20 protein-coding genes, 2 tRNA genes and 3 rRNA genes are annotated in these 26,739 nt (G+C 65.6%); 17 read left to right on the forward strand and 8 right to left on the reverse strand.

Annotated elements, in window-relative coordinates; translation table 11 throughout:
• Positions 1-68: 68 nt before the first annotated feature.
• Positions 69-1,841, reverse strand: coding sequence for a chloride channel protein (locus PC39_RS02715; RefSeq protein ID WP_353251832.1), 1,773 nt, complete (start codon positions 1,839-1,841; stop codon positions 69-71).
• 352 nt (positions 1,842-2,193) lie between these two features.
• Between PC39_RS02715 and argC the strand changes: the two genes are divergently transcribed.
• From argC to erpA, 4 genes are read left to right on the forward strand one after another with little or no spacing between them, the layout of a single operon-like run.
• The gene (argC, locus tag PC39_RS02720) at positions 2,194-3,246 is read left to right on the forward strand and encodes an N-acetyl-gamma-glutamyl-phosphate reductase (RefSeq protein ID WP_353251833.1); all 1,053 of its coding nucleotides are present in this window, start codon (positions 2,194-2,196) and stop codon (positions 3,244-3,246) included.
• Between the two features lie 43 nt (positions 3,247-3,289).
• Positions 3,290-4,048 carry a DUF6776 family protein gene (locus tag PC39_RS02725; protein ID WP_353251834.1) on the forward strand — a complete coding sequence of 253 codons (759 nt, stop codon included), beginning with the start codon at positions 3,290-3,292 and terminating at the stop codon, positions 4,046-4,048.
• Between the two features lie 35 nt (positions 4,049-4,083).
• Entirely contained in the window at positions 4,084-4,590 is a 507-nt protein-coding gene (locus PC39_RS02730; RefSeq protein ID WP_353251835.1) for a bactofilin family protein, read from the forward strand.
• 43 nt (positions 4,591-4,633) lie between these two features.
• The gene (erpA, locus tag PC39_RS02735) at positions 4,634-4,987 is read left to right on the forward strand and encodes an iron-sulfur cluster insertion protein ErpA (RefSeq protein ID WP_353251836.1); all 354 of its coding nucleotides are present in this window, start codon (positions 4,634-4,636) and stop codon (positions 4,985-4,987) included.
• A gap of 198 nt (positions 4,988-5,185) precedes the next feature.
• On the opposite strand, the gene PC39_RS02740 is transcribed toward erpA, so the two are convergent.
• Both PC39_RS02740 and PC39_RS02745 read right to left on the reverse strand, forming a co-directional pair.
• A complete protein-coding gene (locus PC39_RS02740; RefSeq protein ID WP_353251837.1) occupies positions 5,186-6,331 on the reverse strand; it encodes an anhydro-N-acetylmuramic acid kinase in 1,146 nt (381 codons plus the stop codon).
• Positions 6,332-6,404: 73 nt separating this feature from the next.
• A complete protein-coding gene (locus PC39_RS02745; protein ID WP_353251838.1) occupies positions 6,405-7,844 on the reverse strand; it encodes an OapA family protein in 1,440 nt (479 codons plus the stop codon).
• A 175-nt stretch (positions 7,845-8,019) separates the two neighbouring features.
• Between PC39_RS02745 and tyrS the strand changes: the two genes are divergently transcribed.
• From tyrS to rrf, 6 genes are all read left to right on the forward strand, one after another.
• The gene (gene tyrS, locus PC39_RS02750) at positions 8,020-9,222 is read left to right on the forward strand and encodes a tyrosine--tRNA ligase (protein WP_353251839.1); all 1,203 of its coding nucleotides are present in this window, start codon (positions 8,020-8,022) and stop codon (positions 9,220-9,222) included.
• Positions 9,223-9,626: 404 nt separating this feature from the next.
• Positions 9,627-11,170 (forward strand): 16S ribosomal RNA (locus PC39_RS02755).
• A gap of 67 nt (positions 11,171-11,237) precedes the next feature.
• Positions 11,238-11,314 (forward strand) — tRNA-Ile (locus PC39_RS02760).
• Between the two features lie 78 nt (positions 11,315-11,392).
• Positions 11,393-11,468: transfer RNA gene (locus PC39_RS02765), tRNA-Ala, on the forward strand.
• Between the two features lie 314 nt (positions 11,469-11,782).
• Positions 11,783-14,671, forward strand: a 23S ribosomal RNA gene (locus PC39_RS02770).
• A 135-nt stretch (positions 14,672-14,806) separates the two neighbouring features.
• A 5S ribosomal RNA gene (rrf, locus tag PC39_RS02775) occupies positions 14,807-14,923 on the forward strand.
• Together the 16S, 23S and 5S rRNA genes with 2 tRNA genes alongside form the textbook arrangement of a ribosomal RNA operon.
• 195 nt (positions 14,924-15,118) lie before the next feature.
• Here the strand turns inward: rrf and PC39_RS02780 are convergent.
• The 4 genes from PC39_RS02780 to PC39_RS02795 all read right to left on the reverse strand — a co-directional run bounded on the left by PC39_RS02780 (position 15,119) and on the right by PC39_RS02795 (position 18,526).
• On the reverse strand, positions 15,119-16,183 hold the full coding sequence (locus PC39_RS02780) for a hypothetical protein (protein WP_353251840.1): 1,065 nt from the start codon (positions 16,181-16,183) through the stop codon (positions 15,119-15,121).
• A gap of 95 nt (positions 16,184-16,278) precedes the next feature.
• Positions 16,279-16,902, reverse strand: coding sequence for an opacity family porin (locus PC39_RS02785; RefSeq protein WP_353251841.1), 624 nt, complete (start codon positions 16,900-16,902; stop codon positions 16,279-16,281).
• A gap of 119 nt (positions 16,903-17,021) precedes the next feature.
• Positions 17,022-17,639: a YqgE/AlgH family protein gene (locus PC39_RS02790; RefSeq protein WP_353251842.1), complete on the reverse strand. Its 618-nt coding sequence runs from the start codon at positions 17,637-17,639 to the stop codon at positions 17,022-17,024.
• A gap of 89 nt (positions 17,640-17,728) precedes the next feature.
• Positions 17,729-18,526 (reverse strand): thioesterase family protein, encoded by a 798-nt coding sequence (locus PC39_RS02795; RefSeq protein WP_353251843.1) that lies wholly within the window; start codon positions 18,524-18,526, stop codon positions 17,729-17,731.
• 155 nt (positions 18,527-18,681) lie between these two features.
• Between PC39_RS02795 and nhaD the strand changes: the two genes are divergently transcribed.
• From nhaD to PC39_RS02820, 5 genes are read left to right on the forward strand one after another with little or no spacing between them, the layout of a single operon-like run.
• Positions 18,682-20,109: a sodium:proton antiporter NhaD gene (nhaD, locus tag PC39_RS02800; RefSeq protein ID WP_353251844.1), complete on the forward strand. Its 1,428-nt coding sequence runs from the start codon at positions 18,682-18,684 to the stop codon at positions 20,107-20,109.
• Positions 20,106-21,176, forward strand: a complete 1,071-nt coding sequence (locus PC39_RS02805; RefSeq protein ID WP_353251845.1) for a patatin-like phospholipase family protein — start codon at positions 20,106-20,108, stop codon at positions 21,174-21,176. Before nhaD ends, PC39_RS02805 begins: the two co-directional genes overlap by 4 nt.
• A gap of 7 nt (positions 21,177-21,183) precedes the next feature.
• Positions 21,184-21,783: a Maf family protein gene (locus tag PC39_RS02810; RefSeq protein WP_353251846.1), complete on the forward strand. Its 600-nt coding sequence runs from the start codon at positions 21,184-21,186 to the stop codon at positions 21,781-21,783.
• Entirely contained in the window at positions 21,776-23,518 is a 1,743-nt protein-coding gene (gene dauA, locus PC39_RS02815; protein ID WP_353251847.1) for a C4-dicarboxylic acid transporter DauA, read from the forward strand. Before PC39_RS02810 ends, dauA begins: the two co-directional genes overlap by 8 nt.
• The gene (locus PC39_RS02820) at positions 23,515-24,447 is read left to right on the forward strand and encodes a bile acid:sodium symporter family protein (RefSeq protein ID WP_353251848.1); all 933 of its coding nucleotides are present in this window, start codon (positions 23,515-23,517) and stop codon (positions 24,445-24,447) included. Before dauA ends, PC39_RS02820 begins: the two co-directional genes overlap by 4 nt.
• Before the next feature lie 55 nt (positions 24,448-24,502).
• Here PC39_RS02820 and msrA read toward each other — a convergent pair whose 3' ends face one another.
• Positions 24,503-25,123 carry a peptide-methionine (S)-S-oxide reductase MsrA gene (msrA, locus tag PC39_RS02825; RefSeq protein ID WP_353251849.1) on the reverse strand — a complete coding sequence of 207 codons (621 nt, stop codon included), beginning with the start codon at positions 25,121-25,123 and terminating at the stop codon, positions 24,503-24,505.
• A gap of 92 nt (positions 25,124-25,215) precedes the next feature.
• Here msrA and PC39_RS02830 point away from each other — a divergent pair, with 92 nt between their 5' ends.
• Positions 25,216-25,830, forward strand: coding sequence for a class I SAM-dependent methyltransferase (locus PC39_RS02830; protein WP_353251850.1), 615 nt, complete (start codon positions 25,216-25,218; stop codon positions 25,828-25,830).
• Between the two features lie 86 nt (positions 25,831-25,916).
• Positions 25,917-26,666: a DUF6662 family protein gene (locus tag PC39_RS02835; RefSeq protein WP_353251851.1), complete on the forward strand. Its 750-nt coding sequence runs from the start codon at positions 25,917-25,919 to the stop codon at positions 26,664-26,666.
• Positions 26,667-26,739: the final 73 nt, after the last annotated feature.

Here is a 26,739-nt window from a genome sequence, read left to right on the forward strand (position 1 = left end):
CGCGTTATCCGTCCTGCCAGGGAACCTAAAGACCGCGGCATGACCGGCGCACCGGCCATGCCGCGGCCTCAGGGATGATACGCCCCCTCGATGGCGGCCCGAGTGAGCACGCCATAGATGGCATCCGCGCCTGTCCGGCCCCGGCGCTGCACGTACAGGGCGTCCGCCTCGTGTTGGTCGAGACGGTCATAGGCCTCCTGCAGGCTGGCTCGCAGGGGGACCGACACGGCGTCGAGCCGCTGTCCCGGAATGCGGATCAGGTCGATATCGCCCTCGTCCGGTACGTCCTCGCTGCCCAGGAAGCGCACGACATCCGCTGGCCGCATCAGGCTGGCGCGGTTCTCTTCACCCCCGACCAACAGCCAGTCCGGATTGCGTGCCAAGGTTTCTTCCAGTGCCGTGCGGGACACTTGGCGCGGCAGGCGGGCGAAGCGCCGGTTCATCGCGCTGAGGACGCTCGCGCGTCGCAGGTATTGGGAAACCGGATCGTTGCGATAGTCCAGGCCCCGCCGGCGCAGCAGCATCCGGAACACGGATTCCGCGGAGGCCAGGCGGCGGGAGACCACGATGGCGGTGATCACGGCGAGCATGCCGGGCAGTACCACCTCGGTATGGTCGGATAATTCGAGGATCACGACCAGCGAGGTGAGCGGGGCCTGCAGCACCGCGCCCATCATGGCCCCGATGCCGATCAAGGCGTAGAAACCGGGCTCGCTGGCCTGGGCGGGGGCGGCCAGGCCGCCGAGGGTGCCCAAGGCGCTGCCCACGGTGGCGCCGATCACGAAGGCGGGCAGGATCACGCCGCCGGGGATGGCGGCGGCCGCGGCGAAGGCCGTGGCCAGGAACTTGGCGGCGCCGATGCCCAGAGCTATCCCGAGAACGAATTGGCCGGCCAGGGCGGCGTTCACCAACTCGAAACCGAGCCCCAGAATCTGCGGGAACATCAGTCCCAGCACCGCCGTGACCAGGCCGGCCGCGGCCATGCGCAGACTCGGCCGGATCGGTTCCAGCCAGGTGGTCAGGGCGCCCGTCAGCCGCGTGAAGCCGGCGCCGAGAAGCCCCATGACCGCGCCCACGAACACCAGGTAGGGCAGTTCCCACATGGAGCTGAAGCTGGCGTGCTCGACCACCAGTCCGGGATGGATATCGGTCAGGGTGAAGGTGACCAGCGAGCCGCTGACCGCGGCGAGGATGATGGGCGCGAATCCGGAGACGGTGTATTCCATCATCACCACCTCCATGGCCAGGATGACGGCCGCCAGCGGCGTGTTGAAGGAAGCGGCGATGCCGGCGGCCGCGCCGCAGCCGACCAAGGTGCGCACGCTGTTGTTGGGCAGGTCCAGGCGGCGGCCCAGCCAGCTTCCGGTGGTCGCGCCGACCTGGGCCGCCGTGCCTTCCCGGCCCACGGACTGGCCGGTGACGATAGCGCCGGTGGTGACCAGGAATTCCGCGATCGCCGTGCGCACCGGCAGGAAGCCCTGGTAGTAGACCAGCCGCTCGATGATGTGGACGACGCCGTAATCGCGCACTTTCAGGACGCGCTCGATCAGCAGCCCCAGGAACAGGGCGCCCAACACCGGCACCGCCACGCGGAAAGCCGGCGCGGTATCGGGGAAATGGCCCGGCGCCGCGTTCGTGCCGGCGAACAGCGGCCCTTGGAGCCCGGTGATCGCCGTCTGCAGCCCCAGGATGATCAGTCCGCACAGCACGCCCGTGGCCGCGCCGAGCGCGCAGAGTACCCCCAGGCCCGGGGTGTTCTCGATGTCGGCGATTTCCTGGCGCAGGCGGTCGAGCCAGTCCCGCCACCGGCGCCCGAGGCTCGGTTTGCGGTCAGCGGACATGTGGCATCGGTGTGGGTGACATTGGGTCAGCGGGATCCGTCGTGCGGCATGGCCCGGCGCATCGTTTTATACTTGACGGCATACATTATGAGGCCATTGGACAACGACTGCGTTCGACATCCCGGTTGCCGGCGGTGATCGCGATGCCCGGCGGCCGCACGCACAGGGCGTTCCTGCGCTCCGGCGGCGGCCAACCTGTCTTCGTTCGCGACGTTGTGCAGCGGTCTCATCATGTCGTCGGCCGGCAGCCCTCGCGACGGACCGGCCGTATCGTCACCCGAATCCAGAGGGCGACGTTCCACGATTCTAATGTACTCGTCGTGGATCGGACGCGCCCCGCCGCGATGGAGTCATGGCCTTGTCAGGACCGCAGTTGAAAATCGGTATTGTCGGCGGCACCGGTTATACCGGGTCGGAGTTGCTGCGTTTGCTTGCCGGGCATCCCAATGCCCATGTGGTTGCCGTGACGTCCCGATCGGAGGCCGGCCGGCCGGTGGCGCAGGCCTATCCGCATGTCGCGCGCTATTACGAGGATTTGTCGTTCAGCGCCCCGGATCCGGAGGCGCTCGCCGACTGCGATGTGGTGTTCTTCGCCACCCCGCATGCCGCGGCCATGCATCTCGTGCCGGCGCTCCTGGAGGCCGGCAAGCGCGTGATCGACCTCTCGGCCGATTTCCGCCTGCGCGACCCGGATTTGTGGGCGCGCTGGTACGGCGAGCCCCATGCCTGCCCGGAGTTGATCGAGGAGGCCGTCTACGGTCTGCCGGAACTGCAGCGGATCACCATATCCAAGGCGCGGTTGGTAGCCTGTCCGGGCTGCTATCCGACCGCGATCATTCTGGCGCTGATGCCTTTGCTCGAATCCGGCACGATCGCGCCGGGCGATCTGATCGCGGACGCCAAGACAGGCGTTTCCGGCGCCGGCCGCAGCCTGAAGACGCCCTTCCTGTTCGGCGAGATGGGCGAGTCGTTCAGGGCCTACGCGGTTGCCGGCCACCGCCACCTGCCGGAGATCCGCCAGGTGCTCGGTGAACTCGCCGAAGGGGAGGTGGACGTCAGCTTCGTGCCGCACCTGGTGCCGATGATCCGGGGTATCTTCGCCACCTGCTACGGCCGCCTCACGGACCGCGGCGTCGACCTGCAGGGCCTGTTCGAAGCCCGCTACGCGGGGGAGCCGTTCATCGAGGTGCTGCCCGCCGGCGGCATCCCGGAGACCCGGGAAGTGCGCGGCGCGAACACCTGTCGCCTGGCCGTCCACCGCCCCGAGGACGGCGATCGCGTGATCGTGCTCTCGGCGATCGACAATCTGGTCAAGGGCGCCGCCGGCCAGGCCGTGCAATGCCTCAATCTCATGTACAGCCTGCCGGAGACCGCCGGCCTGGAGATTCCGGGGCTGATGCCGTGACGGCGACTATCGCCCCGACGGCAGGCGTCGTGGCCGCATACGCATGAGGCCCGGCGACCGCCCGCGCCTGGTCGTTCAGCGCCAGCGTCATCCCTGGGTCATGCGTCTGGGGGTGGCCGGCGGGGCGGCCCTGGCGCTTGCGCTGGCTTGGGGGCTCTATGCGTTGGGACGGGCCCAGGCTCCCGGCGATTGGGAGCGGGTGCAGGTGGCACGCGAGCGCCTGGAGGGTGAGCGCCGCCGCCTGATCGAGGAAAACCGGCGGCTGGAGGCGGAGAATCGCCGTCTCGACGAGCGTGTCGTGGTGTTGCAGCGCGCGGCCGATATCGATCGCGAGGCGACGGCGGAACTGCGGCAATCCCTGCGCGAGATGCAGGAACGCCTGTCCGAATACAAGAAGGAACTGGCCTTCTATCGCGGCATCCTCTCGCCCGAGGAAGCCAAGGCCGGCGTTCGGGTGCAGCAGCTCGAGGTCGATCCGACGGGGGGCGAGGGTCTGTATCGCTTCAACCTCGTCCTGATCCAGGCGGCCCGCCATGACCGGCGCGTCGAGGGTCGCGTGCAACTGCGTTTCGAGGGTCTGCGCGGCGGGGAATCCGTGAGTCTGGGCTGGTCCGACGTCGCGCTTGATTCGGCTTCGAGACTTGTGTTCTCTTTTAGATATTTCCAGGAACTGGCGGGAACCTTCCGTTTGCCGCAGGATTTCGATCCGACCCTGGTCGAGATCGAGATCGCCCCCGGCGGCCGCTCGGAAGCCTTCACCGACAGCTACGACTGGCAGAAGATCGTACGGGCGGCGGACTAGGGCTAGTACAAGACTCAAACCAGGAGGAAGGGACCATGTGGGGAAATGATTCGAAGGACGAGCCGGCGCGGTCGGGCAAGGCCACGAACAAAGCGGCCAGCACGGTGGATACCCTGATCGGGCGCCAGTCGGAGATCACCGGCGACGTCCGCTTCGCGGGCGGCTTGCACGTCGACGGCAAGATCAAGGGCAAGGTGATGGCGGACTCCGACAAGAACGCCGTGCTCAGCGTCAGCGAGAGTGGCGCGGTCGAAGGCGACGTCCGGGTGCCGCACGTGGTCCTGAACGGTTGCGTGGAGGGTGACGTGCACGCGTCCCAGCGCATCACTCTGTCGGCCAAGGCGCGCGTCAACGGCAATGTCTATTACAAGCTCATCGAGATGACCGGCGGCGCCATGGTCAATGGCCAGATGGTCTACGAGGGCGAGGGGGCCGAGAAGGTGGCCGCCATTCCCCACAAGCAGGACGAGGCCAAGACCGGGACGACGACGGGCGAGAGCGGCAAGACCGCCGCCATCGGCGGTGCCCGCGAAAAGGTCTGACCTCGTTCGTGGCAGCCTGCGTTTCGCGTTATGATGGAGCGGTATGAGTACCGTAGCCGAAGACATCGAGGCCCCGCTGGAATTCACCGAGGCCGCCGCACACAAGGTGCGTGAACTGCTGGAGGACGAGGACAACCCGAACCTCAAGCTGCGCGTGTTCGTGTCCGGCGGCGGCTGCTCCGGCTTCCAGTACGGGTTCACCTTCGACGAGAACGTCGAGGATGGCGACACCGTGATCGAGAAGGAGGGCGTCACTCTCCTGGTCGATCCGATGAGCGTGCTCTACCTCACCGGCGCCGAGATCGATTTCTCGGACGGTGTCGAGGGCGCCCAGTTCGTCATCCGTAATCCCAACGCGACCACCACCTGCGGGTGTGGCAACTCCTTTTCCGTGTGATTCGGTGATTCGTGATTGAGGCGCGGAACCAGCACGGTTCCGCAGTCTCCCGGATCATCAGTCTCGTAGGTCGGGATAAGCGAAGCGTTCCCGGCATGCCGGAAACGGACCTGTTGCTCCTTGCCCCGGCCCGCCTTGCCCTGTTCGAGGGATAGAGGCGGAATAAGGTAAAGGTGAAAGGAAGAGGGCTGCCCTCTTTCAATCCCCCCCTTTCAGCTTTCCCCTCGGATCGTAAACGCCGCCCAGGACCACCGCCTCGCGCGCGCCGGTGACCGACGGCAGGTTGCCGGGCCGGCCCGCCAGTGTCCGCATGGCCAGCCAGGCGAAGGCGGCCGCCTCCACCCAGTCCGGCGGCACGCCGTAGTCGCCGGTGTCCGCGACCGGGCGCGGTGCCAGCAGGGCCTCCAGGCGTCGGCGCAGCACGGGGTTGCGGGCGCCGCCGCCGCATAGCAGGACCCGCTCGGCCCCGGCGCCGTATTCCTCCAGCGCCGTGGCCACGGTGCGTGCCGTGAGTTCGCACAACGTACGCTGCACATCCGCGGGATTGGGCGGGCGTCCCAGGCTCGCCAGACGGTTGTGGAGCCAGTTCAGGTGGAAGTGCTCGCGGCCGGTGCTCTTGGGCGGCGGCCGGTAGAAATAGGGGTCCTGGAGCATCAGGCTGAGCAAGCCTTCGTGGACTTCGCCGGAGGCGGCCCAGCGGCCGTCGGTGTCCTGCGGTTCGCCCAAGTGCTCGACGGCCCAGGTGTCGAGCAGCGCGTTGCCGGGACCGGTATCGAAACCGAGCACCTCCGCGGCCTCGTCGTCGCCATGGGCGGGTAGCAGGGTGAGGTTGGCGATGCCGCCGATATTCAGGATGGCGCGTCTCTCCGCGGGATGCCGGAATACCCACTGGTGGAACGCCGGCACCAGCGGCGCGCCCTGGCCGCCGGCGGCGATATCGCCGCCGCGCAGGTGGCCGACGGTGGGGATGCCGGTCCGTGCCGCGATCAAGGCGGGGTCGCCGATCTGCATGCTGAAAGGGTGTGGGGCATCCGGCGCATGGTGCACGGTCTGGCCGTGACTGCCGATGCCGCGCACGGCCGCGGCCGGCGTGCCGCTGACCTTCAGCAGGGCCAGCGCCGCGTCCGCGAACCAGTGTCCGACGCGCTGGTCGAGCTCGCCCAGCTTGGCGAGCGAGATGCCGGCGACGTCCTGGGAAAGCGCCAGCAGGTCGGCGCGCAGATCGTCCGCCGGCGGCTGTGCGTGCGTTGCCGTCAGGCGGGGTGATTCGGGATCGGACAAGTCCAGCAGCGCGGCGTCGACCGCGTCCATGCTGGTCCCGGATATCAGACCGATATAGAGCATGGCTGGAGGGTACGGGTGCTATGCCGACGAGGAAAGCGCGACGTTCCCCCGATCCGCTCTGGGGCGCTCCGGATTATTCGACGTTCTCGGCGTCGCTGTCCTGCGCCGCGAGTTGGGTGCGCCCGAGCGCGTCGAGCTGCGCCAGCAGGGGCTGGGCCTGCTCCCGGAAATCGGCCATGTGCTTCTCCGGCAGTGGCTCGGCCTCCGGCAGGTCCACCGTCTCCGGGTTGCGGGGGTGCCCGTGCACGCGGAATTCGTAATGCAGGTGCGGTCCGGTGGCCAGCCCGCTCATGCCGACATAGCCGATGACTTGACCCTGTTGTACCCGGCTGCCCACGCCCAGTCCCGAGGCGAAACGCGACATGTGCGCGTAACGCGTCGTATAGCGCGAGCTGTGCTTGATCTCGATCACGTTGCCGTAACCGCCGCGGCGACCACGGAACACGATGCGGCCGTTGCCGGTCGCCTTGATCGGCGTCCCCGAGGGGGCGGCGTAATCGGTGCCCTCGTGCGCCCGGATGCGATTGAGGACGGGATGCTTGCGACGCAGGTTGAAGTGCGAGCTGATCCGGAACTGGTCGAGCGGCGTGCGGATGAAGGCCTTCTTCATCGCCTTGCCGTCCGGCGCGTAATAGTCGCCCTGGCCCTCGGCGTCGGTGTAGCGCAGTGCGCGCAGTTCGCGGCCCCGATTCACGAATTCCGCGGCCAGAATCTTGCCGTCGCCGATCTTTTCGCCGTCGCGATAGAGTTCGTCGTAGACCACCACGAAGCGGTCGCCGGCGCGGATGTCGAGCACGAAATCGATATCCCAGCCGAAGATATAGGCCAGGTCCATGATCAGCTTGTCCGACAGGCCGGCCTCCAGCGCGTCCACGTAGAAACTGGTATCGATGCGGCCGGAGGCATAGGCGGTGCGATGCTCGACGTCGGCGGCCACGATCTCGGCGGTATAGCCCTCGCCTTTCTCGGAGGCACGCACTTCCAGGGTGCGGATGGCATCCAGCGGATAGTCCAGCGCCAGGACATGGCCGCTGTCATCGGCGTCCACGAGCAGGGTGTCGCCGGCCCGCAGGCCGCGCGTGAAACGCGTGCCGTGCTCGTCCAGGTGGGCGATGGCCAGCGAATCCTTGTATGACAGGCCGTGACGCTGGAAGGCCAGCGACAGGGTGTCGCCCCGCTGGATATCGACCTCGGTCCAGTCACGGGCCGGCGAGTTCGTGCCGTCCGTCGACGCGGCGGCGCCGGAGAACCGCTCCGAGAGGGATGCCACGGTCTGGGCGTTGGGCGCGCCGGCGTCCGCGAGAGGCGCGTTCGCGGGGCTGTCCGGCAGCAGGATGCTCTCGGTGAGCAGGGCCGCCCGGCGTTCGGCTTCCACGCCGGTGCCGCCCGGCCCGGTCAGGCTGACCGCGCCGACGACCAGCGGCACCGCGAGTCCCAATCCGACCCAGCGCCAGCCGCCGCGCGGCGACGGCTTGTCCTGGAGCCATATATAATCGTTGCCTATCCTGCTCATGGCTGCGGGATTCCTGCGATCGCTTGCTGGTGCGCCCGGCGATTGCCGTCGCGGCGAGCCCCTGACGCTTAAAGAACCACAAAATCGGGCATTTAGCAAGGATTTTGCGGGTAGTATCTGAAACCAACGGCGCGCCGCCCGCGGGCGGCGCGGAGACGACGGGACCGAATCGAACATGCGCGACCAGCTAGCCGAGATACGCCGCGGGGCCGAGGAACTCATCCCGGAGGAGGAGTTCGAGGCCCGCTGGCGCGAGGCCGAGAAGAACGGCCGGCCCTTGCGGATCAAGGCCGGATTCGATCCCACCGCGCCCGACCTGCACCTGGGGCATACCGTGCTGCTCAACAAGATGCGCGCCTTCCAGGATTTCGGCCACGAGGTGATTTTCCTTATAGGGGACTTCACCGGGATGATCGGAGATCCCACCGGCAAGAACGTGACGCGCAAGCCGCTCACGCCCGAGGAGGTCACGGAGAACGCGCGCACGTACGAGGCCCAGATCTACAAGGTGCTGGACCCCGACCGCACCCGGCTGGAATTCAACTCCCGCTGGGTGAACGAGCTGACGCCCTCCGATTTCGTCAAGCTTGCCGCCAGCCACACGGTGGCCCGCATGCTGGAACGCGACGACTTCCACAAGCGGTATACCTCGGGCCAGGCGATCGCCATCCACGAGTTCCTGTATCCGTTGATACAGGGGTATGACTCGGTGGCCCTGGAGGCCGACGTCGAGCTCGGCGGCACCGATCAGAAGTTCAACCTCCTGGTGGGGCGTCATTTACAGCACGTCTACGGGCAACGCCCGCAGCTCGTGCTGACCATGCCGCTGCTCGAGGGGCTGGACGGCGTCAACAAGATGTCGAAGTCGATGGACAACTACGTCGGCATCGACGAGCCGCCGGACGAGCAGTTCGGCAAGTTGATGTCGATCTCCGACGATCTCATGTGGCGCTACTTCCAGCTCCTGTCCTTCGAGCCCATCGCCACAATCGAGGGCTACAAGCGCGAGGTCGCGGAAGGCGCCAACCCCCGGGACATCAAGTTCCGTCTGGCGCGCGAACTGGTGGCCCGTTTCCATGGCGACGCCGCCGCCCGTAAGGCACAGGAGGCGTTCGTCGCGCGTTTCCAGCGCGGCGCCCTGCCGGACGAGATGCCGGAGGAGACCGTGGAGGCCGGCCCGGAGGGCATACCGATCGCCGCGTTGCTGAAGGCGGCCGGGCTGACCAAGAGCAACGGCGAAGGCATGCGGCTGGTCAAGCAGGGGGCGGTGCGCGTGGAGCAGGACCGGGTCGAGGACCCGACCAAGACCCTGGCGGCCGGCTCGTCCTATATCGTCCAGGTGGGCAAGCGACGCATCGCCCGCGTCACCGTCGTATAGGCAGACGGCGGGAGCGGCCCCGGCGTCCCGCCGGCGGGCGTCGGTGGTCGGCGCCCTCGTCACAGGGCCGGTCGGGGCAGTATCCGGGCCAGTGTTAGCGCAGTCGGCGGGGGACGCCGGGCGGGCCGGGAAGGCCGTATAGACGGCCATGACAGGGCTCGCGAAAAAAACTTCGCAAAAAGTTGTTGACACCCTGATTACGGCCCCTATAATACGCCCTCCGCAGCGGGGCACCGCCCCGCAAAACGCTCTTTAACAATACGGACAAGTGGCTTGTGTGGGTGCTCCGTCGGTCCTGGCGAAAGCCAACGACCCAACGAGCATCCTAAGCGTAACGCCTTACGAGGTGTTTGCTGGGAATCGCTCGCGCATGATCTTCGGATCGTGCACCAGTTTGTAGATATAAACTGGAGAGTTTGATCCTGGCTCAGATTGAACGCTGGCGGCAGGCCTAACACATGCAAGTCGAGCGGAAACGACAGGAGCTTGCTCCTGGGCGTCGAGCGGCGGACGGGTGAGTAACGCGTAGGAATCTGCCCAACGGTGGGGGATAACCCGGGGAAACTCGGGCTAATACCGCATAATCCTTACGAGGCAAAGCGGAGGACCCTTCGGGGCTTCGCGCCGATGGATGAGCCTACGTCTGATTAGCTTGTTGGTGGGGTAACGGCCTACCAAGGCGACGATCAGTAGCTGGTCTGAGAGGATGATCAGCCACACCGGGACTGAGACACGGCCCGGACTCCTACGGGAGGCAGCAGTGGGGAATATTGGACAATGGGGGAAACCCTGATCCAGCCATGCCGCGTGTGTGAAGAAGGCCCTAGGGTTGTAAAGCACTTTAAGCAGGGAAGAAAAGCGTCGGGTTAATACCCCGAGCGTCTTGACGGTACCTGCAGAATAAGCACCGGCTAATTCCGTGCCAGCAGCCGCGGTAATACGGAAGGTGCAAGCGTTAATCGGAATTACTGGGCGTAAAGCGTGCGTAGGCGGTCGCGTGTGTCGGATGTGAAAGCCCCGGGCTCAACCTGGGAATTGCATTCGAAACTGCGTGACTCGAGTGTGGTAGAGGAAGACGGAATTCCACGTGTAGCGGTGAAATGCGTAGATATGTGGAGGAACACCGATGGCGAAGGCAGTCTTCTGGGCCAACACTGACGCTGAGGCACGAAAGCGTGGGTAGCGAACAGGATTAGATACCCTGGTAGTCCACGCCGTAAACGATGAGAACTAGACGTTGGTCTGCATAGCGGATCAGTGTCGCAGCTAACGCGTTAAGTTCTCCGCCTGGGGAGTACGGCCGCAAGGTTGAAACTCAAAGGAATTGACGGGGGCCCGCACAAGCGGTGGAGCATGTGGTTTAATTCGATGCAACGCGAAGAACCTTACCTGCCCTTGACATCATGTCGCGACCCTGGAGACAGGGTTTTCAGTTCGGCTGGACATTGACAGGTGCTGCATGGCTGTCGTCAGCTCGTGTCGTGAGATGTTGGGTTAAGTCCCGCAACGAGCGCAACCCCTATCCTTAGTTGCCAGCAGTTCGGCTGGGCACTCTAAGGAGACTGCCGGTGACAAACCGGAGGAAGGTGGGGATGACGTCAAGTCATCATGGCCCTTATGGGCAGGGCTACACACGTGCTACAATGGCAAGTACAAAGGGTTGCGAAGCCGCGAGGTGTAGCTAATCCCATAAAGCTTGTCGTAGTCCGGATTGCAGTCTGCAACTCGACTGCATGAAGTCGGAATCGCTAGTAATCGTGGATCAGCAATGCCACGGTGAATACGTTCCCGGGCCTTGTACACACCGCCCGTCACACCATGGAAGTCGGCTGCACCAGAAGCCGGTAGCCTAACCTTCGGGAGGGCGCCGTCCACGGTGTGGTCGATGACTGGGGTGAAGTCGTAACAAGGTAGCCGTAGGGGAACCTGCGGCTGGATCACCTCCTTTAAGAGAATGCTTGAGCCTGCCGGCGGAGCATCCACACAAGTCACTTGTCTGTCGTAGAGCAACCCTTGGGCCTGTAGCTCAGCTGGTCAGAGCGCACCCCTGATAAGGGTGAGGTCGGAAGTTCAAATCTTCCCAGGCCCACCACTTATCAGTGATTTGTGATCAGTGGCTCGTGATTGATGAAGACAGATCACGAATCACCAATCACGGGTCACGAAAAACGGGGCCATAGCTCAGCTGGGAGAGCACCTGCTTTGCAAGCAGGGGGTCGGCGGTTCGATCCCGCCTGGCTCCACCAGCCGGTCCGGGTCGCAAAGCCCAGAGAAAGCGCCTGCATGCGCAGACGTTTCCTGTGGGCTTTGTCGATCAAAGCCACGCTCTTTAACAATTCGGAAGATCGCAATCGAACACTGTAGAACACAGTAATTGTCTAGGTTATTAGAGTGTTGCGAGTGCCGTATGATCAAGGGCACTCTCGGCAAGTGATTTGCGCTGAGACAAGGCGGCGATTGAGTGATGGAGGGAGCGTAGCAACGCTACGTGACCGACAGAGCGATTGAGCCAACGCAGTATCAGCGTAAAGCACGCAGCCGAGAGCGTTTGAGGTTATATGGTCAAGCAACGAAGCGCATACGGCGGATGCCTAGGCGGCAGGAGGCGATGAAGGACGTGGAAGCCTGCGATAAGCCTCGGGGAGCTGGCAAACAAGCTTTGATCCGGGGATGTCCGAATGGGGAAACCCACCGCTTCGGCGGTATCCGTAGCTGAATCCATAGGCTGCGGAGGCTAACCCGGGGAACTGAAACATCTAAGTACCCGGAGGAAAAGAAATCAACCGAGATTCCCTTAGTAGCGGCGAGCGAACGGGGACTAGCCCTTAAGCCTCGATTGTCTTAGTGGAACAGTCTGGAAAGTCTGGCCATAGACGGTGACAGCCCGGTACACGAAAAGGCATTCGAGGTGAAATCGAGTAGGGCGGGGCACGTGAAACCCTGTCTGAACATGGGGGGACCATCCTCCAAGGCTAAATACTCCCTGCCGACCGATAGTGAACCAGTACCGTGAGGGAAAGGCGAAAAGAACCCCGGAGAGGGGAGTGAAATAGAACCTGAAACCGTATGCGTACAAGCAGTGGGAGCCCCTTCGGGGGTGACTGCGTACCTTTTGTATAATGGGTCAGCGACTTACTTCTCAGTAGCAAGCCTAACCGTGTAGGGGAGGCGCAGGGAAACCGAGTCTGAACAGGGCGACTTAGTTGCTGGGAGTAGACCCGAAACCGGGCGATCTACCCATGGCCAGCGTGAAGGTCGGGTAACACCGACTGAAGGCGCGAACCCACTAATGTTGAAAAATTAGGGGATGAGCTGTGGGTCGGAGTGAAAGGCTAATCAAGCCCGGAGATAGCTGGTTCTCCTCGAAAGCTATTTAGGTAGCGCCTCGTGTATCACTGTCGGGGGTAGAGCACTGTTTCGGCTAGGGGGGTCACAAGACTTTACCAAACCGAGGCAAACTCCGAATACCGACAAGTGCAATCACGGGAGACACACGGCGAGTGCTAACATCCGTCGTGGAGAGGGAAACAACCCAGACCGCCAGCTAAGGTCCCCAAATCATGGCTAAGTGGCAAACGATGTGAGAAGGCACAGACAGCCAGGAGGTTGGCTTAGAAGCAGCCATCCTTTAAAGAAAGCGTAATAGCTCACTGGTCTAGTCGGCTTGCGCGGAAGATATAACGGGGCTAAAGCCATGTACCGAAGCTGCGGACGCGTGCTTTGCACGCGTGGTAGAGGAGCGTTCCGTACGCCGCTGAAGGTGTGTCGTGAGGCATGCTGGAGGTATCGGAAGTGCGAATGCTGACGTGAGTAACGATAAGGCCGGTGAAAAACCGGCCCGCCGAAAGCCCAAGGGTTCCTGCGCAACGCTATTCGGCGCAGGGTGAGTCGGCTCCTAAGGCGAGGCCGAAAGGCGTAGCCGATGGAAAACGGGTTAATATTCCCGTACCTCGCATGACTGCGATGGGGTGACGGAGAAGGTTAGGTCAGCCGGGCGTTGGTTGTCCCGGTTCAAGCGTGTAGGCAGACCTCTTAGGCAAATCCGGGAGGTCAATGCCGAGACGTGATGACGAGCCCCCAAGGGGGCGAAGTGGCCGATACCATGCTTCCAGGAAAAACCTCTAAGCTTCAGGTCATGCGGGACCGTACCCCAAACCGACACAGGTGGGCGGGGTGAGAATCCCAAGGCGTATGAGACAACTCGGGTGAAGGAACTCGGCAAAATGGCACCGTAACTTCGGGAGAAGGTGCGCCCGGTCTGGTGAAGGACCTCGCGTCCGGAGCTGGGCTGGGCCGAAGTGACCAGGTGGCTGCGACTGTTTACTAAAAACACAGCACTCTGCTAACTCGTAAGAGGATGTATAGGGTGTGACGCCTGCCCGGTGCCGGAAGGTTAAGTGATGGGGTTAGCCCTCGGGCGAAGCTCTTGATCGAAGCCCCGGTAAACGGCGGCCGTAACTATAACGGTCCTAAGGTAGCGAAATTCCTTGTCGGGTAAGTTCCGACCTGCACGAATGGCGTAACGATGGCCACACTGTCTCCACCCGAGACTCAGTGAAATCGAAATCGCTGTGAAGATGCAGTGTTCCCGCGGCAAGACGGAAAGACCCCGTGAACCTTTACTACAGCTTTACACTGGATTTTGAGCATTCCTGTGTAGGATAGGTGGGAGGCTTCGAAGCCACCGCGCCAGCGGTGGTGGAGCCAACCTTGAAATACCACCCTGGAATGTTCGGAGTTCTAACCTAGGCCCGTTATCCGGGTCAGGGACAGTGTATGGTGGGTAGTTTGACTGGGGCGGTCTCCTCCCAAAGAGTAACGGAGGAGTGCAAAGGTACCCTCAGCGCGGTCGGAAATCGCGCATTGAGTGCAAAGGCATAAGGGTGCTTGACTGTGAGACCGACGGGTCGAGCAGGAGCGAAAGCTGGTCTTAGTGATCCGGTGGTTCTGTATGGAAGGGCCATCGCTCAACGGATAAAAGGTACTCCGGGGATAACAGGCTGATTCCTCCCAAGAGTCCACATCGACGGAGGAGTTTGGCACCTCGATGTCGGCTCATCACATCCTGGGGCTGAAGCAGGTCCCAAGGGTATGGCTGTTCGCCATTTAAAGTGGTACGCGAGCTGGGTTTAGAACGTCGTGAGACAGTTCGGTCCCTATCTGCCGTGGGCGTTCGAGATTTGAGGGGATCTGTCCTTAGTACGAGAGGACCGGGATGGACGTACCTCTGGTGTTCCGGTTGTCACGCCAGTGGCATTGCCGGGTAGCTACGTACGGAAGGGATAACCGCTGAAAGCATCTAAGCGGGAAGCCCACCCCAAGATGAGATCTCGCTGGACCCTTGAGGTCCCTGTAGGGCCGTCCGAGACTAGGACGTTGATAGGCCGGGTGTGTAAGCACGGTAACGTGTTCAGCTAACCGGTACTAATTGCCCGTGAGGCTTGGCCATATAACACTCAAGCGCTCTCGACCCGACAGCGTGTTCGTGTTCGGTCGCGATCTTTCGAATTCGAGGGGCGGTGATAGCTATCATCGCCGTGACGACGGTCCATCTGTTGTCGCATGCGTTCCTCGCGCCGATTTGCCTGGCGGCCATAGCGAGCGGGAACCACCCGAACCCATTCCGAACTCGGAAGTGAAACCGCTCAGCGCCGATGGTAGTGCGGGGCTCTCCCCGTGCGAGAGTAGGTCACCGCCAGGCTCCTAACTTGAAAAGCCCCATGCATACGCATGGGGCTTTTTATTTGGTCTGGCGTGTGTTTTTATTACCGGTCTCCGGCCGCGCGCAATAAGCGCGCGGCGCTCGCGAGGGCGAAAGCGGTGCTTTCTTCGCCTGATTCCAGCAGGGTTTTTGATTGGTCTGGCGCTCTGTGACCATGATCCGGCTGATCGGTCACTAGCCTACCTCGTCGTCCGATTCGGCTTCGCGAGTCTCGATCAGGACAACGGAGACGCCGCCGTCCTCGTCGCCCTCGTCGGGTTCTGCGTCTCCTGTGGGCGGCTCATCTTCGCCGTCGTTGGCCAGGCGGCTTATTTGGGTCCGGATGCGATTGGCGATACGCGCCGGGTCGTCCGAGAACGCGGGGATGATGCCCTCCGACAGCACGTAATTGAGAGGGCCGACGTGGTCGCCGCCGGCCCGGGTCTGGTGTTCGACACCGATGTTGCGGCGGTTGAACAGAAAGGTCTCGGCGCGCTCGATCAGGTCCCAGACGAGCTGACTCCAGCCGTCCGTTGCGTCCTCTCCGAGCCCGGTGAAGGGGCGTCCGTTGGCGCCCACCAGGAAGCGCACGAGTATGTCCGCGAACGAGTCGCGGGCATAGAGTCGCGACGTGGGCGGCCAGACGGCCATGCACCAGCTCCCCGGGATGCCCAGCGATCCCGACAGGCCGCTGATCCGGCTGTCGTTGATCAGCAGATACTGGGCGCCGGGATGCCAGTTCTTGGGGCGTACGTCCCGTTGTTGACCGTTCAGACGCGGGCCGCTTCGTTCGTAACGGAAGGTCGGCCAGAAGCGGTACAACTCGAACTGCGCCCGGTCCCGTCCGGTGAGGGCCAGCGAGTCGCGGGAGAGTGTCTTGGCTTGCAGCAAAAGGGCGTTGCGCCGCAAGACGGAGCAATCCGGACCCGTGTGGAAATGGACGAAAAGGATATCGCCCAATTCGCAGACTTGATCCTGGCCGTTCTCGTCGTGCCGGACGATGGGGCTCTGGTGGCAGTAGACCGAGGAGACCGCCGCGGCGTAGTTCAGGTGTGCGATCGCATAGCGCAACGCCGCGGCGATATAGGGGGCGCTTTCCAGCGTGAGCATGGCCACGTAGTCGGGCTCCTCGGGGGCCTTTCGGGAGCGGACGTGCGTTTCATGCATCGCGACGCGGATGGCATGTTCGAAGGCGGCCTTCAGATTGCCGTACTGGTTCATGACGGCCGACACGAAGTGGCCTGACTTGGAATCGGGCATGGATCGTCACCGTGGCTGCGTTCGCGGGCCGGTCGGCTGCGGCGCCGGACGTGCTCCGCCCCCTGCGTGACGGGGACGGAGCCGTCTGCCGGGGGTTATTCGACGTCGATTCGCAGACCGAGCCGTAGCTCGTTCTTGAGATCGATGTCCTGACCGTCGCTGTCCAGCTCGGTCATGCGGTAGCCGAGGTTGACGGACAGGAGATCGTTCACGGCGTACACGCTGCGGATCCCGTAGCGCATCCCGGAGGTGTCCCCGTTCAAGCTGTCGATATCGCCGTAATCCACGTATCCGATCGAGGGGTTGAGCTCCCACTGCGGCATGATCTGCCAGCGGGCGCCCGCGGTTACGCCGTAGCCGTCCCCCGAGTCGCCGTTTGTCTCCAGGTTCTCGTGGGTCAACAGCCCGTATAGGTCGAGTCCGGTATCCGGGTTGCCGATTGCATAGTGCATGCCCAGACCGGTGGAAAGTGTCCGAGCGCCTCCGAAGTCGTCCACGGAAAGGTTCTCGTAGGCGCTTCTGAAAAACAGGTGGTCGCCCAGTGCGACGGCTATCTCGACAGCCCAGCCGTCGTAATCGTGATCGCCCGAGACAAGCTCGGTCTCGGCTTCGCCGTCGGCGATCCAGTCGGCCTGGAGGTAGCTGTAATCGGGTGCGGCGTTCGTGGCGAACGGCCAGAGAACGGCCGTGGCGGCCGTGAGGGCCAGTTTTCTCATCATGCACTCCCTTGCGTTTGTCGGGTGTCGTCCTTGAAGTGGGCGTGCGATGCCCGTTTCTTTATATAAGAACCCTTTTCCGTTTGCAATGTCGGACGCGCCATCCCGGTGCTCCGACCGGATTAGATCGAGTGGAGCGGCCCTCCTTTTGCGCTGCCGGCGGCCTGCTCTTGCAGTCGTTGCCACAGGTCGTCGTCGTTGTCCTCGAAGATATGGTTGGCTTTGGCGGGCACGATCAGCCAGTCGCCACGCCGTATCTCGTTTTCCAACTGGCCCGGCGCCCAGCCGGCATGGCCGGCGAAGATCCGCACGGCGTCGGGATCGGGGGAGGAGGCCAGGATCGCGTCGAACGCCGCCTGTGCGTGGGTGTAGACGACCTCGGGCAGGATCCGGCGCGAGCCGTGCTCGTTGCCCTCGGTACGGGCAAGCAGGGCGAGGCCTTGCATGCGGACCGGGCCGCCGAGATGCACCGGGTAGTCGTATGCCAACTCGTCGGCCCGGTTCGGCAGGGCGTCCGCGAGGGTCGCATCGCTCGGTCGGTTGAGCACCAGGCCGAGGGCGCCGCCGTCGTCGTGTTCGAGAACCAGGATCACCGCGCGGGCGAAGGCGGTTCCGGACAGTTGCCGTTCGGCCACCAGGAGCGTGCCGCGCAACGAACTGTCGGCGGCGAGCGCGGGGGTGGCCGCGGCGAGTGCCAGCAGGCACGCCAGCGCCGTGACGGGAACGCGCGGCAGAGTCATATCCGGTACCTGCGGTGCGACCGTGCCGTCACTGTGCGCCATGCCGCCGACGCGGGGCAAGCGTCGGGCGGCGGCGGCCGCGCGGGATATCAGCGCCGGTCCGACGGCAGGCGTATGGTTTCCAGTTGGCGGGAGAGTGCCACCAGACGCCCCTCGGTATCCCATATCTCGCCGTCCTCCTCGGCGAAGCCGCCGGTGACGAAGCGGGTCCGGAAGCGGCAGCGCAGCGGACCGGGACACGGGCGGGCCCGTATCTGCACGGTCAGCTCGACCGTCGGCACCCAGGCGACCGGGCCGGTCTTGCGGAAGATCGGCGGCGGGAAGCCGTCGGCGAACAGGATCAGGGAAAGGATGTCCGGCTCGCGACCGTCGGCGAAACGGGCCCAGCCGGACAGTTCGCATGCCTCCGAATTCTCGCCCCGCAGCCAGTCGGCGGTATCGGGATTGAAGGCCACGTCGACACTCTCGAAGAAACGCAGCGGGATTTTCGCCGGCACGCAGTCCTCGATGGCCGGTATCGAGGGCGGCCCCTCGGTGCCGTGATCGAGGCCGCGGCGGGCGTCGAGATCGCCGTACGCGGCCGTGATCCGCAGGCGCTCCGCGTCCGCCTGGCGTACCCGGGCCTCGGCGTAACTGAGGGTCTTGCCCGACTTGAGGATGTCGGTTTCGATCTCCACCGACCCGGGCGCGATCGGATTGAAGAAATGGCCGGTGATGGTGAACGGGTCCGGATGGGGCAGCCGTTCGCGCAGCGCGCGCGCCGCGACCGCCATCAGGTAGCCGCCGTTGGGCACGTCCTGGATGTTCCAGCGGTCGCTTATCCCGGCGCCATAGCGGCCGTCGCCGAGGTCGGTCACTGCGGTGTCGCGGTCGAAATTCGAGGACACGATATCGTCTCCGGTGAGCGGCGGCCCGGTATTCTATAGGGTTGTCGGCCGATCGGTATTAAGTCGCCGCGCATCGGGTACAATACGCGCGCCCAAGCGCGTTCATTCCGCCGGCGGCTCGCCGGCGGCCGAGCCATCCCACCCCGGAAGCCGGAATGCCCCTGCGTCAGATCCCAGCCCTCTGCCTGCTGCTGTTCCTCCCCTTCACCGCGAGTGCCGCCACGGCCCTCACCGAGACATCCTTCACCACGCACTGGGTCGGTTATGCCTGCGTGGCGATCTTCGTCATCGCCTATGCCCTGGTGATCGCGGAGGACAAGATCCACCTGTCGAAGTCCAAGCCGGTGATCGTGGCCGCCGGCTTGATCTGGATGCTGATCGCGCTGGCGTTCATGCGCATGGGCGATACCCACAGCGCCTCCGTGGCGATCCGGCACAGCCTGCTGGAGTTCGCGGAACTGATGCTGTTCCTGCTCGCGGCGATGACCTACATCAACACCATGCAGGAGCGCGGGCTGTTCGATGCCCTGCGCGGCTGGCTGGTCACCCGCGGTTTCTCGCTGCGCACGATCTTCTGGGTTACCGGCGTGCTGGCCTTCTTCATATCGCCGGTGGCGGACAACATGACGACGGCGCTGCTGCTGTCCGCGGTGGTCCTGGCCGTGGGCGGCAGCCAGATCAAGTTCGTGGTGCCCGCCTGCATCAATATCGTGGTGGCCGCGAACGCCGGCGGCGCGTTCTCCCCGTTCGGCGACATCACGACCCTGATGGTCTGGCAAAAGGGCGTGGTCGATTTCACCGAGTTCTTCGTGCTGTTCGTGCCCTCGCTGGTCAACTGGCTGGTGCCGGCCCTGTGCCTGATGTGGGCCGTGCCGCGCGCCAAGCCCGCGCCGTTGGACGAGGCCGTGGTGCTGCGAAAGGGTGCTTTCCGCGTGATGTTCCTGTTCGGTGTCACCATTGCGCTCGCGGTCTCCGCCCATACCCTCCTGCACCTGCCGCCGGTACTCGGCATGATGACCGGCCTCGGCCTCCTCAAGTTGTTCGGCTACTACCTCCAGCATCGCGAGCGCACCATCCTCGGCTACCGGGATCGCGAGGCCGACGCCGTGCTGGAGGTGTCCGAGTGGCGCGACGGCCGGAAGCCGTTCGACATATTCCGGCAGGTCGAGCGGGCCGAGTGGGATACCCTGCTGTTCTTCTACGGCATCATCCTCTGCGTCGGCGGTCTGGGCACGCTGGGTTATCTGGCGTTGCTTTCCCAGGCCCTGTACCTGGATCTCGGCGCCACGCCGGCCAACGTCCTGGTGGGGGTCGCCTCCGCCGTGGTCGACAATATCCCGGTGATGTATGCGGTGCTGACCATGCTGCCCGACATGAGCCACGGCCAATGGCTGCTGGTGACGTTGACGGCCGGCGTCGGCGGGTCGCTGCTGTCGATCGGCTCGGCGGCGGGCGTGGCCGTGATGGGTCAGGCCCGGGGCATCTACACCTTCTTCGCCCATCTCAAGTGGAGTTGGGCGATCGCCCTGGGGTATGCCGCCAGCATCGTGGTCCATTTCCTGCTCAACGCGAGCCACTTTTGAGCGGATACGAGTCGCTGACGCTGCGCGCCGGGCCGGCGGCCTTGGCGCGCATCCGCCGGGACGGCCTGGAACGCGGGGCCATCCGCGCCGTCGCCGGGGCCGCCGGCGGCCCCAAGTGGCTGATCCTGCCGCATCTCGACCGATTCCTTTTCGGGGAATGGCTGGGCGACCAGCCGGTCGACCTCGTGGGCGCCTCCATCGGCACCTGGCGCTTCACCGCCGCCTGCGACGGGCGCGACCCGGCGGCCGCGATCACGCGGCTGGAGGAGGCCTATATCGAGCAGCGTTACAGCACGGGGGCCGGCCGCGAGGAGATCACGTCGGTTACCCGCTCGATCCTGGACCGCGTCCTGCCGCCGGAGAGCGCCGCCGGCGTCGCCGCCCATCCCAGCCGTCGCCTGACGGCCGTCACGGTTCGTGCCCGCGGCCCCGGCGGCAGCGAACGCCGCGGCATCCAGGCGCTGGGCTCGGGGCTGGCGGGCGGTGCCAATCTCGTCTCGCGCCGCGCGCTGGGGCTCGCCTACGAGCGGGTGCTGTTCCAGCACCCGGAAGTGGCGGCGCTGCGCCTGGCGGGCGAATGGATCCCCACCCGGCGGGTGGCGCTGACCGCCGACAATGTCCGCGACGCGGTCTACGCCAGCGGCAGCATCCCGCTGCACATGGCCGGTGCCCGCGACCCCGCCGGCGCGCCACCGGGCGTCTACCGCGACGGCGGCATCGTCGATTACCATATCGACCAGCCGTTGGTGGACGACGGTCTGGTGCTGATGCCGCATTTCGCCGACCGCCTCATCCCCGGCTGGTTCGACAAGTTCCTGCCGTGGCGTCAGCGTCCCCGCCATGCGACCAACACCGTCCTGGTCGGTCCCAGCCGGCGATTCCTGGCGCGGCTGCCCCAGGGGCGCATCCCCGATCGCAAGGATTTCTTGCGCTACGACGGGCGCGATGCCGAACGCATCCGCGACTGGCGCGCCTGCGCCGCTGAAGGCGAGCGTCTGGCCGACGAGTTCCGGCGCTGGCTGGCGGATCCGGATCCGGCGCGGCACCTGGCACCGCTGCTGACCTGAGGCGGATATGTCGGCCCCGGCTCCACAGTTGATCCTGGCCTCCGCCTCGCCGCGGCGCGCCGAGTTGCTGCGCCAGATCGGCCTGCCCTTCGAGCGCCGGCCCGTGGATGTCGACGAGGCGCCGCTGCCCGACGAGTCGCCGGCGGCGCTCGCGCAACGCCTGGCCGTCGCCAAGGCCCGTGCCGGCGTTGCCGATGCCGCGTTGCCGGTGCTCGGCTCGGATACGGTCGTCGCGCTCGGCGACGAGGCCCTGGGCAAGCCCGCCGACCGTGCCGAGGCGTTGGCGATGCTGGCACGCCTGTCGGGCCGGACCCACGAGGTCCATACCGGTGTCGCGCTCGCCCATGCCGGCGACACCGAGACCGTTCTGGTCACGACCCGCGTCACCATGCGCGACATCGCGCCGGGCGAGGCCGAGGCCTACTGGGCCACCGGCGAATGCGACGACAAGGCCGGTGCCTATGGCATCCAGGGGCTGGGCGCGGTGTTCGTCCGCCGCATCGAGGGTAGCTACTCCGCCGTGATGGGGCTGCCGTTGTTCGAGACCGCCGGCTTGCTGGAGCGAGCCGGTATTCGGGTCCTGGCGCCGGGTGGGTGCGATGACTGACAAAGCCTTCGAGGATGACGCGCCGCGACCGGGCAGCGCGCTGAGGGAAGCCTGGCGCGCGGGTTACGGCGCCGTGGAGGCCCGGGCCGACTTCCTGGCCGGCATCACCGTGGGCGTCGTGGCGATTCCGTTGGCCATGGCCCTGGCGATCGCCACCGGCGTGCCGCCGCAGCACGGTCTCTACACCGCGATCGTCGCCAGCGTGGTGATCGGTCTGGCCGGCGGCTCGCGGGTCAATATCTCGGGGCCCACCGCCGCCTTCGTCGTGATCCTGCTGCCGATCGTGCACGACTACGGCCTGGGCGGGTTGTTGCTGGCGACCCTGATGGCCGGCGGTATCCTGGTCGCGCTGGGGTTGGCCCGCGCGGGGCGCCTGATCGAGTACATCCCCTATCCGGTGACCGTGGGCTTCACCGCCGGGATCGGCGTGGTGATCGCCACCCTCCAGCTCAAGGATCTGCTGGGCCTGCCCGTCGGCGAGCTGGAGGGGCATTACCTGGACAAGGTCGTGGTCCTGGCCGGCGCGTTGCCGGCCGTCGACTGGGCCGATTTCGCGGTGGGCGGCTTCGCCCTGGGTCTGTTGATCCTGTGGCCGCGGCTACGCATCCCGTTGCCCGGCTATCTGATGGCGTTGATCGCCGGCAGCGCGGCCGCCTGGCTCGCCGGTCAGTTGGTGCCGGGCTTCGGTGTCGAGACCATCGGCTCCCGGTTCACCTACGAGCTCGACGGCGTGACTGGCCACGGCATTCCGCCCAGCCCGCCCATGCCCGTGCTGCCCTGGCATCTGCCCGGGCCCGACGGCGAGCCGTTGGTGTTGAGCTTCGGATTGATCCGGGAGTTGATCGGTCCGGCCCTGGCGATCGCGATACTGGGCGCGATCGAATCGCTGCTGTGCGCCGTCGTCGCCGACGGCATCGCCGGCACCCGGCACAACCCCAATACCGAGTTGCTCGGACAGGGGCTCGGCAATATCGCGGCGCCGCTGTTCGGCGGCATCCCCGCCACCGCGGCGATCGCGCGCACCGCCGCCAATATCCGCGCCGGCGGCCGCTCCCCGGTGTCCGCGGTCGTGCACGCCGCCACCATCATGGCGGTGTTGCTGTTCCTGACGCCGTTGCTGGCCCACGTGCCGATGTCGGTGCTGGCCGCGATCCTGATCATGGTGGCCTGGAACATGAGCGATGCGCCGCATTTCGCGCGGCTGTTGCGCATCGCGCCGCGCAGCGACGTCCTGGTGCTGCTGGTGTGCTTCGGGCTCACCGTGCTGTTCGACATGGTGCTGGCGGTGGGGGTCGGCGTGGCCCTGGCGGGGGCGCTGTTCATCCGGCGCGCGACCGAGCTGACCGGCACGCAACTGGTCAGCACCCAGAGTCACGAGCGCCTGGCCCATCTGCCGCCTGAAGTGGCGGTCTACGACATCAACGGTCCGCTGTTCTTCGGCGCCGCCGAGAAGGCGGTCAAGATTATGCATCGGCTCGACAAGAATGTGCGCGTGGTCATCATCGACATGAGCGGCGTGTCCATGGTGGATATCACCGGACTGATGGCATTGCGCTCCCTGCTCGACCAGTTGGGGCACGACCGGGTCGGCGTGGTCGTGGCCGGCCTGTCGCCCGAACTCGTGCGGCCGTTCCGGCGGGCCGGCATCCGGCCGCGACACGGCCGGCTCGTGTACGCCCGGGACCTGGGCGCCGCCGCGCACAAGGCGCTCGATTTGGTGTCGGCATCGACATGAGCGCGGTGTCCGTCGCGACGACGCTCTTCCCGGTCTGGGCCCTGCTGCTCTCGGCGGCGGCCTATGTCTTCCCGGCGCCGTTCGCGGCCGGCCGCGACCTGATCGTGCCGCTGCTGGTGGTGATCATGTTCGGCATGGGCGCGACCCTGACACCGGCCGATTTCGGTCGCGCCCTGCGCCGGCCGCTGCCGGTGGCGCTGGGCGTGGCCCTGCAGTTCCTGCTGATGCCGGCCCTGGCCTGGGCGATCGCCCGCGTGCTGGATTTGCCGCCGGACCTGACGGTGGGCCTGATCCTGGTCGGCTCGGTCTCGGGCGGCACCGCCTCCAACGTGATCTGCTACCTGGCCCGCGGCGACGTCGCGCTGTCCATCACCATGACGGCCGTGTCGACGATCCTCGCGGTGGGCGCGACGCCGCTGCTGACCTGGCTGTACGCCGGTCGTGTCGTGCCGGTGCCGGCCGTGGATATGTTCGTGAGCATCGCCAGCATCGTCCTGGCACCGGTGGCGGCGGGCGTGGTCCTGAACACCCTGGCCGGCCGGTATCTGGCGCCGGCACGCGCCTGGCTGCCGCTGCTCTCGGTCGCGGCGATCGTCCTGGTCATCGCGATCATCGTGGGCCTGAACCGGGACAGCATCGCCGCCCTGGGGCCGGCGGTGGCGGCCGCGGTGATCCTGCACAATCTGGGCGGGCTCGCCGCGGGCTATGCTTCGGCCCGTTTCCTGGTCCGCGACCCCGTCGTGGCCCGGACGGTCGCGATCGAGGTGGGGATGCAGAACTCGGGCCTGGCGGTGGCACTGGCGACCCAGTATTTCAGCGCCGCCGCGGCGCTGCCGGGGGCGCTGTTCTCCGTGTGGCACAACATCTCCGGTTCCCTGCTGGCGGCCGCCGTGCGCGCCTCGTCCGATCCGCCGATGCGCCGGGATTGACGCGGATTGGCCCTGGATCGTCCCGGGGTCGGCGCGAGTCCTGGACGAACGCCGTCTAACGGTCGCCCCAGAGCTCTTCCAGCCTCGCCGCGCGGCCGCACAGCTTCTTGTACACGTGGTACCGGATCGGGTTCTTTTCGTGGTAATCCTGGTGGTATTCCTCGGCCGGGTAGAAGGGCCCCGCGTCCTCGATGGGCGTGACGATGGGCGAGGGGGCGTCCGGATCCTGGCGTAACGCCTTCCGCGACGCCTCGGCCAGCCGGCGTTGGCGCTCGTCGTGCACGAAAATGCCGCTGCGGTACTGGCTGCCGCGATCGCAGAACTGGCCGCCGTCGTCGGTCGGGTCGACGTTGTGCCAGAAGGTGTCCAGCAGGGTCTCGTAGGTCACCGCCGCCGGGTCGTAGCGTACCCGCAGCGCCTCGGTATGGCCGGTGCCCCCGGCGGAGACCCGTTCGTAGCCGGGATCGGCGACGTCGCCACCGGTGAAGCCCGAAGTCGTCTCCACCACGCCCCCGACCTTGTCGAAGGCCTCCTCGACGCACCAGAAGCAACCGGCCGCGAAGGTGGCGGTGGCGAGGCCGTCGTCGGCGGGCGGTCGTTGTCCGGTCCCGTCATCGGCGGCGAGCAGGGCGGGGCCGGACAGGATCAGTGTCAGCGCGATTGTCAGTCGAAGCATGGCGGCGGTTCCGATTGCGACAGGGTTTGCATGATAGGAAGACCGGCTGATTGGGGGTATGGTTGCAGGTTACGCGACAAGGGAGGGGACGGATGAGTTTCTACGAACGCTACTGCCTGCCGCTGGTCCTGGATTTCGCCTGCGGGCTCAAGCCGATCCGCAAGCAGCGCGAGAAAGTCCTGCCGTTGGCCCGCGGTGACGTGCTCGAGGTCGGCATCGGCACCGGCCGCAACCTGCCGCATTACGACGCCGCCAATATCCGCAAGATCTGGGGCCTGGACCCCGCCACGGAGATGCACCGCAAGACCCGCAAGCGCCTGGCCGGCACCGGCCTGGACGTGGAACTGCTGCCGTTGTCGGCGGAGACCATCCCTGGGGAGGACGCGCGCTTCGACACGGTGGTGCTCACCTACACCCTGTGCAGCATCCCCGACCCGGTTGCCGCGCTCAAGGAAATGAAGCGCGTGCTCAAGCCCGGCGGCAAGCTGATCTTCGCCGAGCACGGCCTGGCGCCGGATGCCGGGGTGGCGCGCTGGCAGCGGCGGCTGACTCCGGCGTGGCGCAAGATCGCGGGCGATTGCCACATGGACCGCAATATCCCCGCGCTGTTGGCGGCCGGCGGGTTCGCGCCGGACGATCTCCAGGAAGGCTACATACCGGGCCCGAAGGTGCTGGGCTACAACTACTGGGGCACCGCGACACGCTGAGTGGGCCGTTCCTTAAGGGAGCCTTAAGGTCTCCGTGTCAGGTTTGGCACGGAGGCGCACAACCCACGACCAAAGGATGTCCGGTCATGCCCATGTCCAGGTTCCTGCTCGCCGCGGCCGTCGTGCTGGCGGCCGGCAACGCGGCCGCACGCAATTTCACCCATACCTACGAGGCGACCATCGCCGATCCGGACGAGGTGGAGTATGCCCAGTGGGCCACCCTGAGTCGCCGGGCCGAGAATGACCGGGGCCTGACCCGGCTGGATTTCCGGCACGAACTGGAGGCGGGTCTCTCGGAGCGCTGGCAGGCCGCGCTTTACCTGGACTGGCGCTATCTGGACAGCGACGTGGAGCCCGACGACGACATGGAATTCCTGGACGTGGCGGCGGAGTCGATATACCAGATATCCGATCCCACGAGCCGGCCGTGGGGGCTGGCCCTGTACGGCGAGGTGAAGCTGGGGGATGAGATCGTCGCCCTGGAGCCCAAGCTGATCGTGCAGAAGAACCTGGGGCCCTGGATCCTGGCCTGGAACCTCGCGGCGGAAGCCGAGTGGGAGGGACGGGATTACGAAGAGGACAATGCCGTGGTCGGCCAGACGCTGGGCATCAGCCGGCGGCTGGGCGGCGATTGGCGCCTGGGCGCCGAGTTCACGCACGAGGTGGAGTATGCGGATTGTTCCGGCTGGGAGAGCCCGGTCGTCTATGGCGGGCCCGCATTGAGTTATCACGGCCACGAATGGTGGTTCGCGCTGAGTCCGATGACCCAGCTCAGCGATGTCGACGACGAGGCCGACATCCGGGTCCGGCTGATCCTCGGCGTCGAATTCGAGTGACTCGCCGGCAAGGCGCATAAGGGGCGCTTAAGCGCGAACGCCTAGTCTCCCGCCGAAAGCCCTCGGCTATCGG

The organism is Salinisphaera sp. PC39 (genome assembly GCF_040361335.1).
Taxonomy (GTDB): domain Bacteria; phylum Pseudomonadota; class Gammaproteobacteria; order Nevskiales; family Salinisphaeraceae; genus APNM01.

Coding starts and splice junctions, on each gene's coding strand:
- msrA (WP_353251849.1), bottom strand. CDS start 25,123: ATGCTTCGACTGACAATCGCGCTGACACTGATCCTGTCCGGCCCCGCC.
- erpA (WP_353251836.1), top strand. CDS start 4,634: ATGAGTACCGTAGCCGAAGACATCGAGGCCCCGCTGGAATTCACCGAG.
- PC39_RS02830 (WP_353251850.1), top strand. CDS start 25,216: ATGAGTTTCTACGAACGCTACTGCCTGCCGCTGGTCCTGGATTTCGCC.
- argC (WP_353251833.1), top strand. CDS start 2,194: ATGGCCTTGTCAGGACCGCAGTTGAAAATCGGTATTGTCGGCGGCACC.
- PC39_RS02745 (WP_353251838.1), bottom strand. CDS start 7,844: ATGAGCAGGATAGGCAACGATTATATATGGCTCCAGGACAAGCCGTCG.
- tyrS (WP_353251839.1), top strand. CDS start 8,020: ATGCGCGACCAGCTAGCCGAGATACGCCGCGGGGCCGAGGAACTCATC.
- dauA (WP_353251847.1), top strand. CDS start 21,776: ATGACTGACAAAGCCTTCGAGGATGACGCGCCGCGACCGGGCAGCGCG.
- PC39_RS02785 (WP_353251841.1), bottom strand. CDS start 16,902: ATGATGAGAAAACTGGCCCTCACGGCCGCCACGGCCGTTCTCTGGCCG.
- PC39_RS02730 (WP_353251835.1), top strand. CDS start 4,084: ATGTGGGGAAATGATTCGAAGGACGAGCCGGCGCGGTCGGGCAAGGCC.
- PC39_RS02740 (WP_353251837.1), bottom strand. CDS start 6,331: ATGCTCTATATCGGTCTGATATCCGGGACCAGCATGGACGCGGTCGAC.
- PC39_RS02715 (WP_353251832.1), bottom strand. CDS start 1,841: ATGTCCGCTGACCGCAAACCGAGCCTCGGGCGCCGGTGGCGGGACTGG.
- PC39_RS02780 (WP_353251840.1), bottom strand. CDS start 16,183: ATGCCCGATTCCAAGTCAGGCCACTTCGTGTCGGCCGTCATGAACCAG.
- PC39_RS02725 (WP_353251834.1), top strand. CDS start 3,290: ATGAGGCCCGGCGACCGCCCGCGCCTGGTCGTTCAGCGCCAGCGTCAT.
- PC39_RS02790 (WP_353251842.1), bottom strand. CDS start 17,639: ATGACTCTGCCGCGCGTTCCCGTCACGGCGCTGGCGTGCCTGCTGGCA.
- PC39_RS02835 (WP_353251851.1), top strand. CDS start 25,917: ATGCCCATGTCCAGGTTCCTGCTCGCCGCGGCCGTCGTGCTGGCGGCC.
- PC39_RS02810 (WP_353251846.1), top strand. CDS start 21,184: ATGTCGGCCCCGGCTCCACAGTTGATCCTGGCCTCCGCCTCGCCGCGG.
- nhaD (WP_353251844.1), top strand. CDS start 18,682: ATGCCCCTGCGTCAGATCCCAGCCCTCTGCCTGCTGCTGTTCCTCCCC.
- PC39_RS02820 (WP_353251848.1), top strand. CDS start 23,515: ATGAGCGCGGTGTCCGTCGCGACGACGCTCTTCCCGGTCTGGGCCCTG.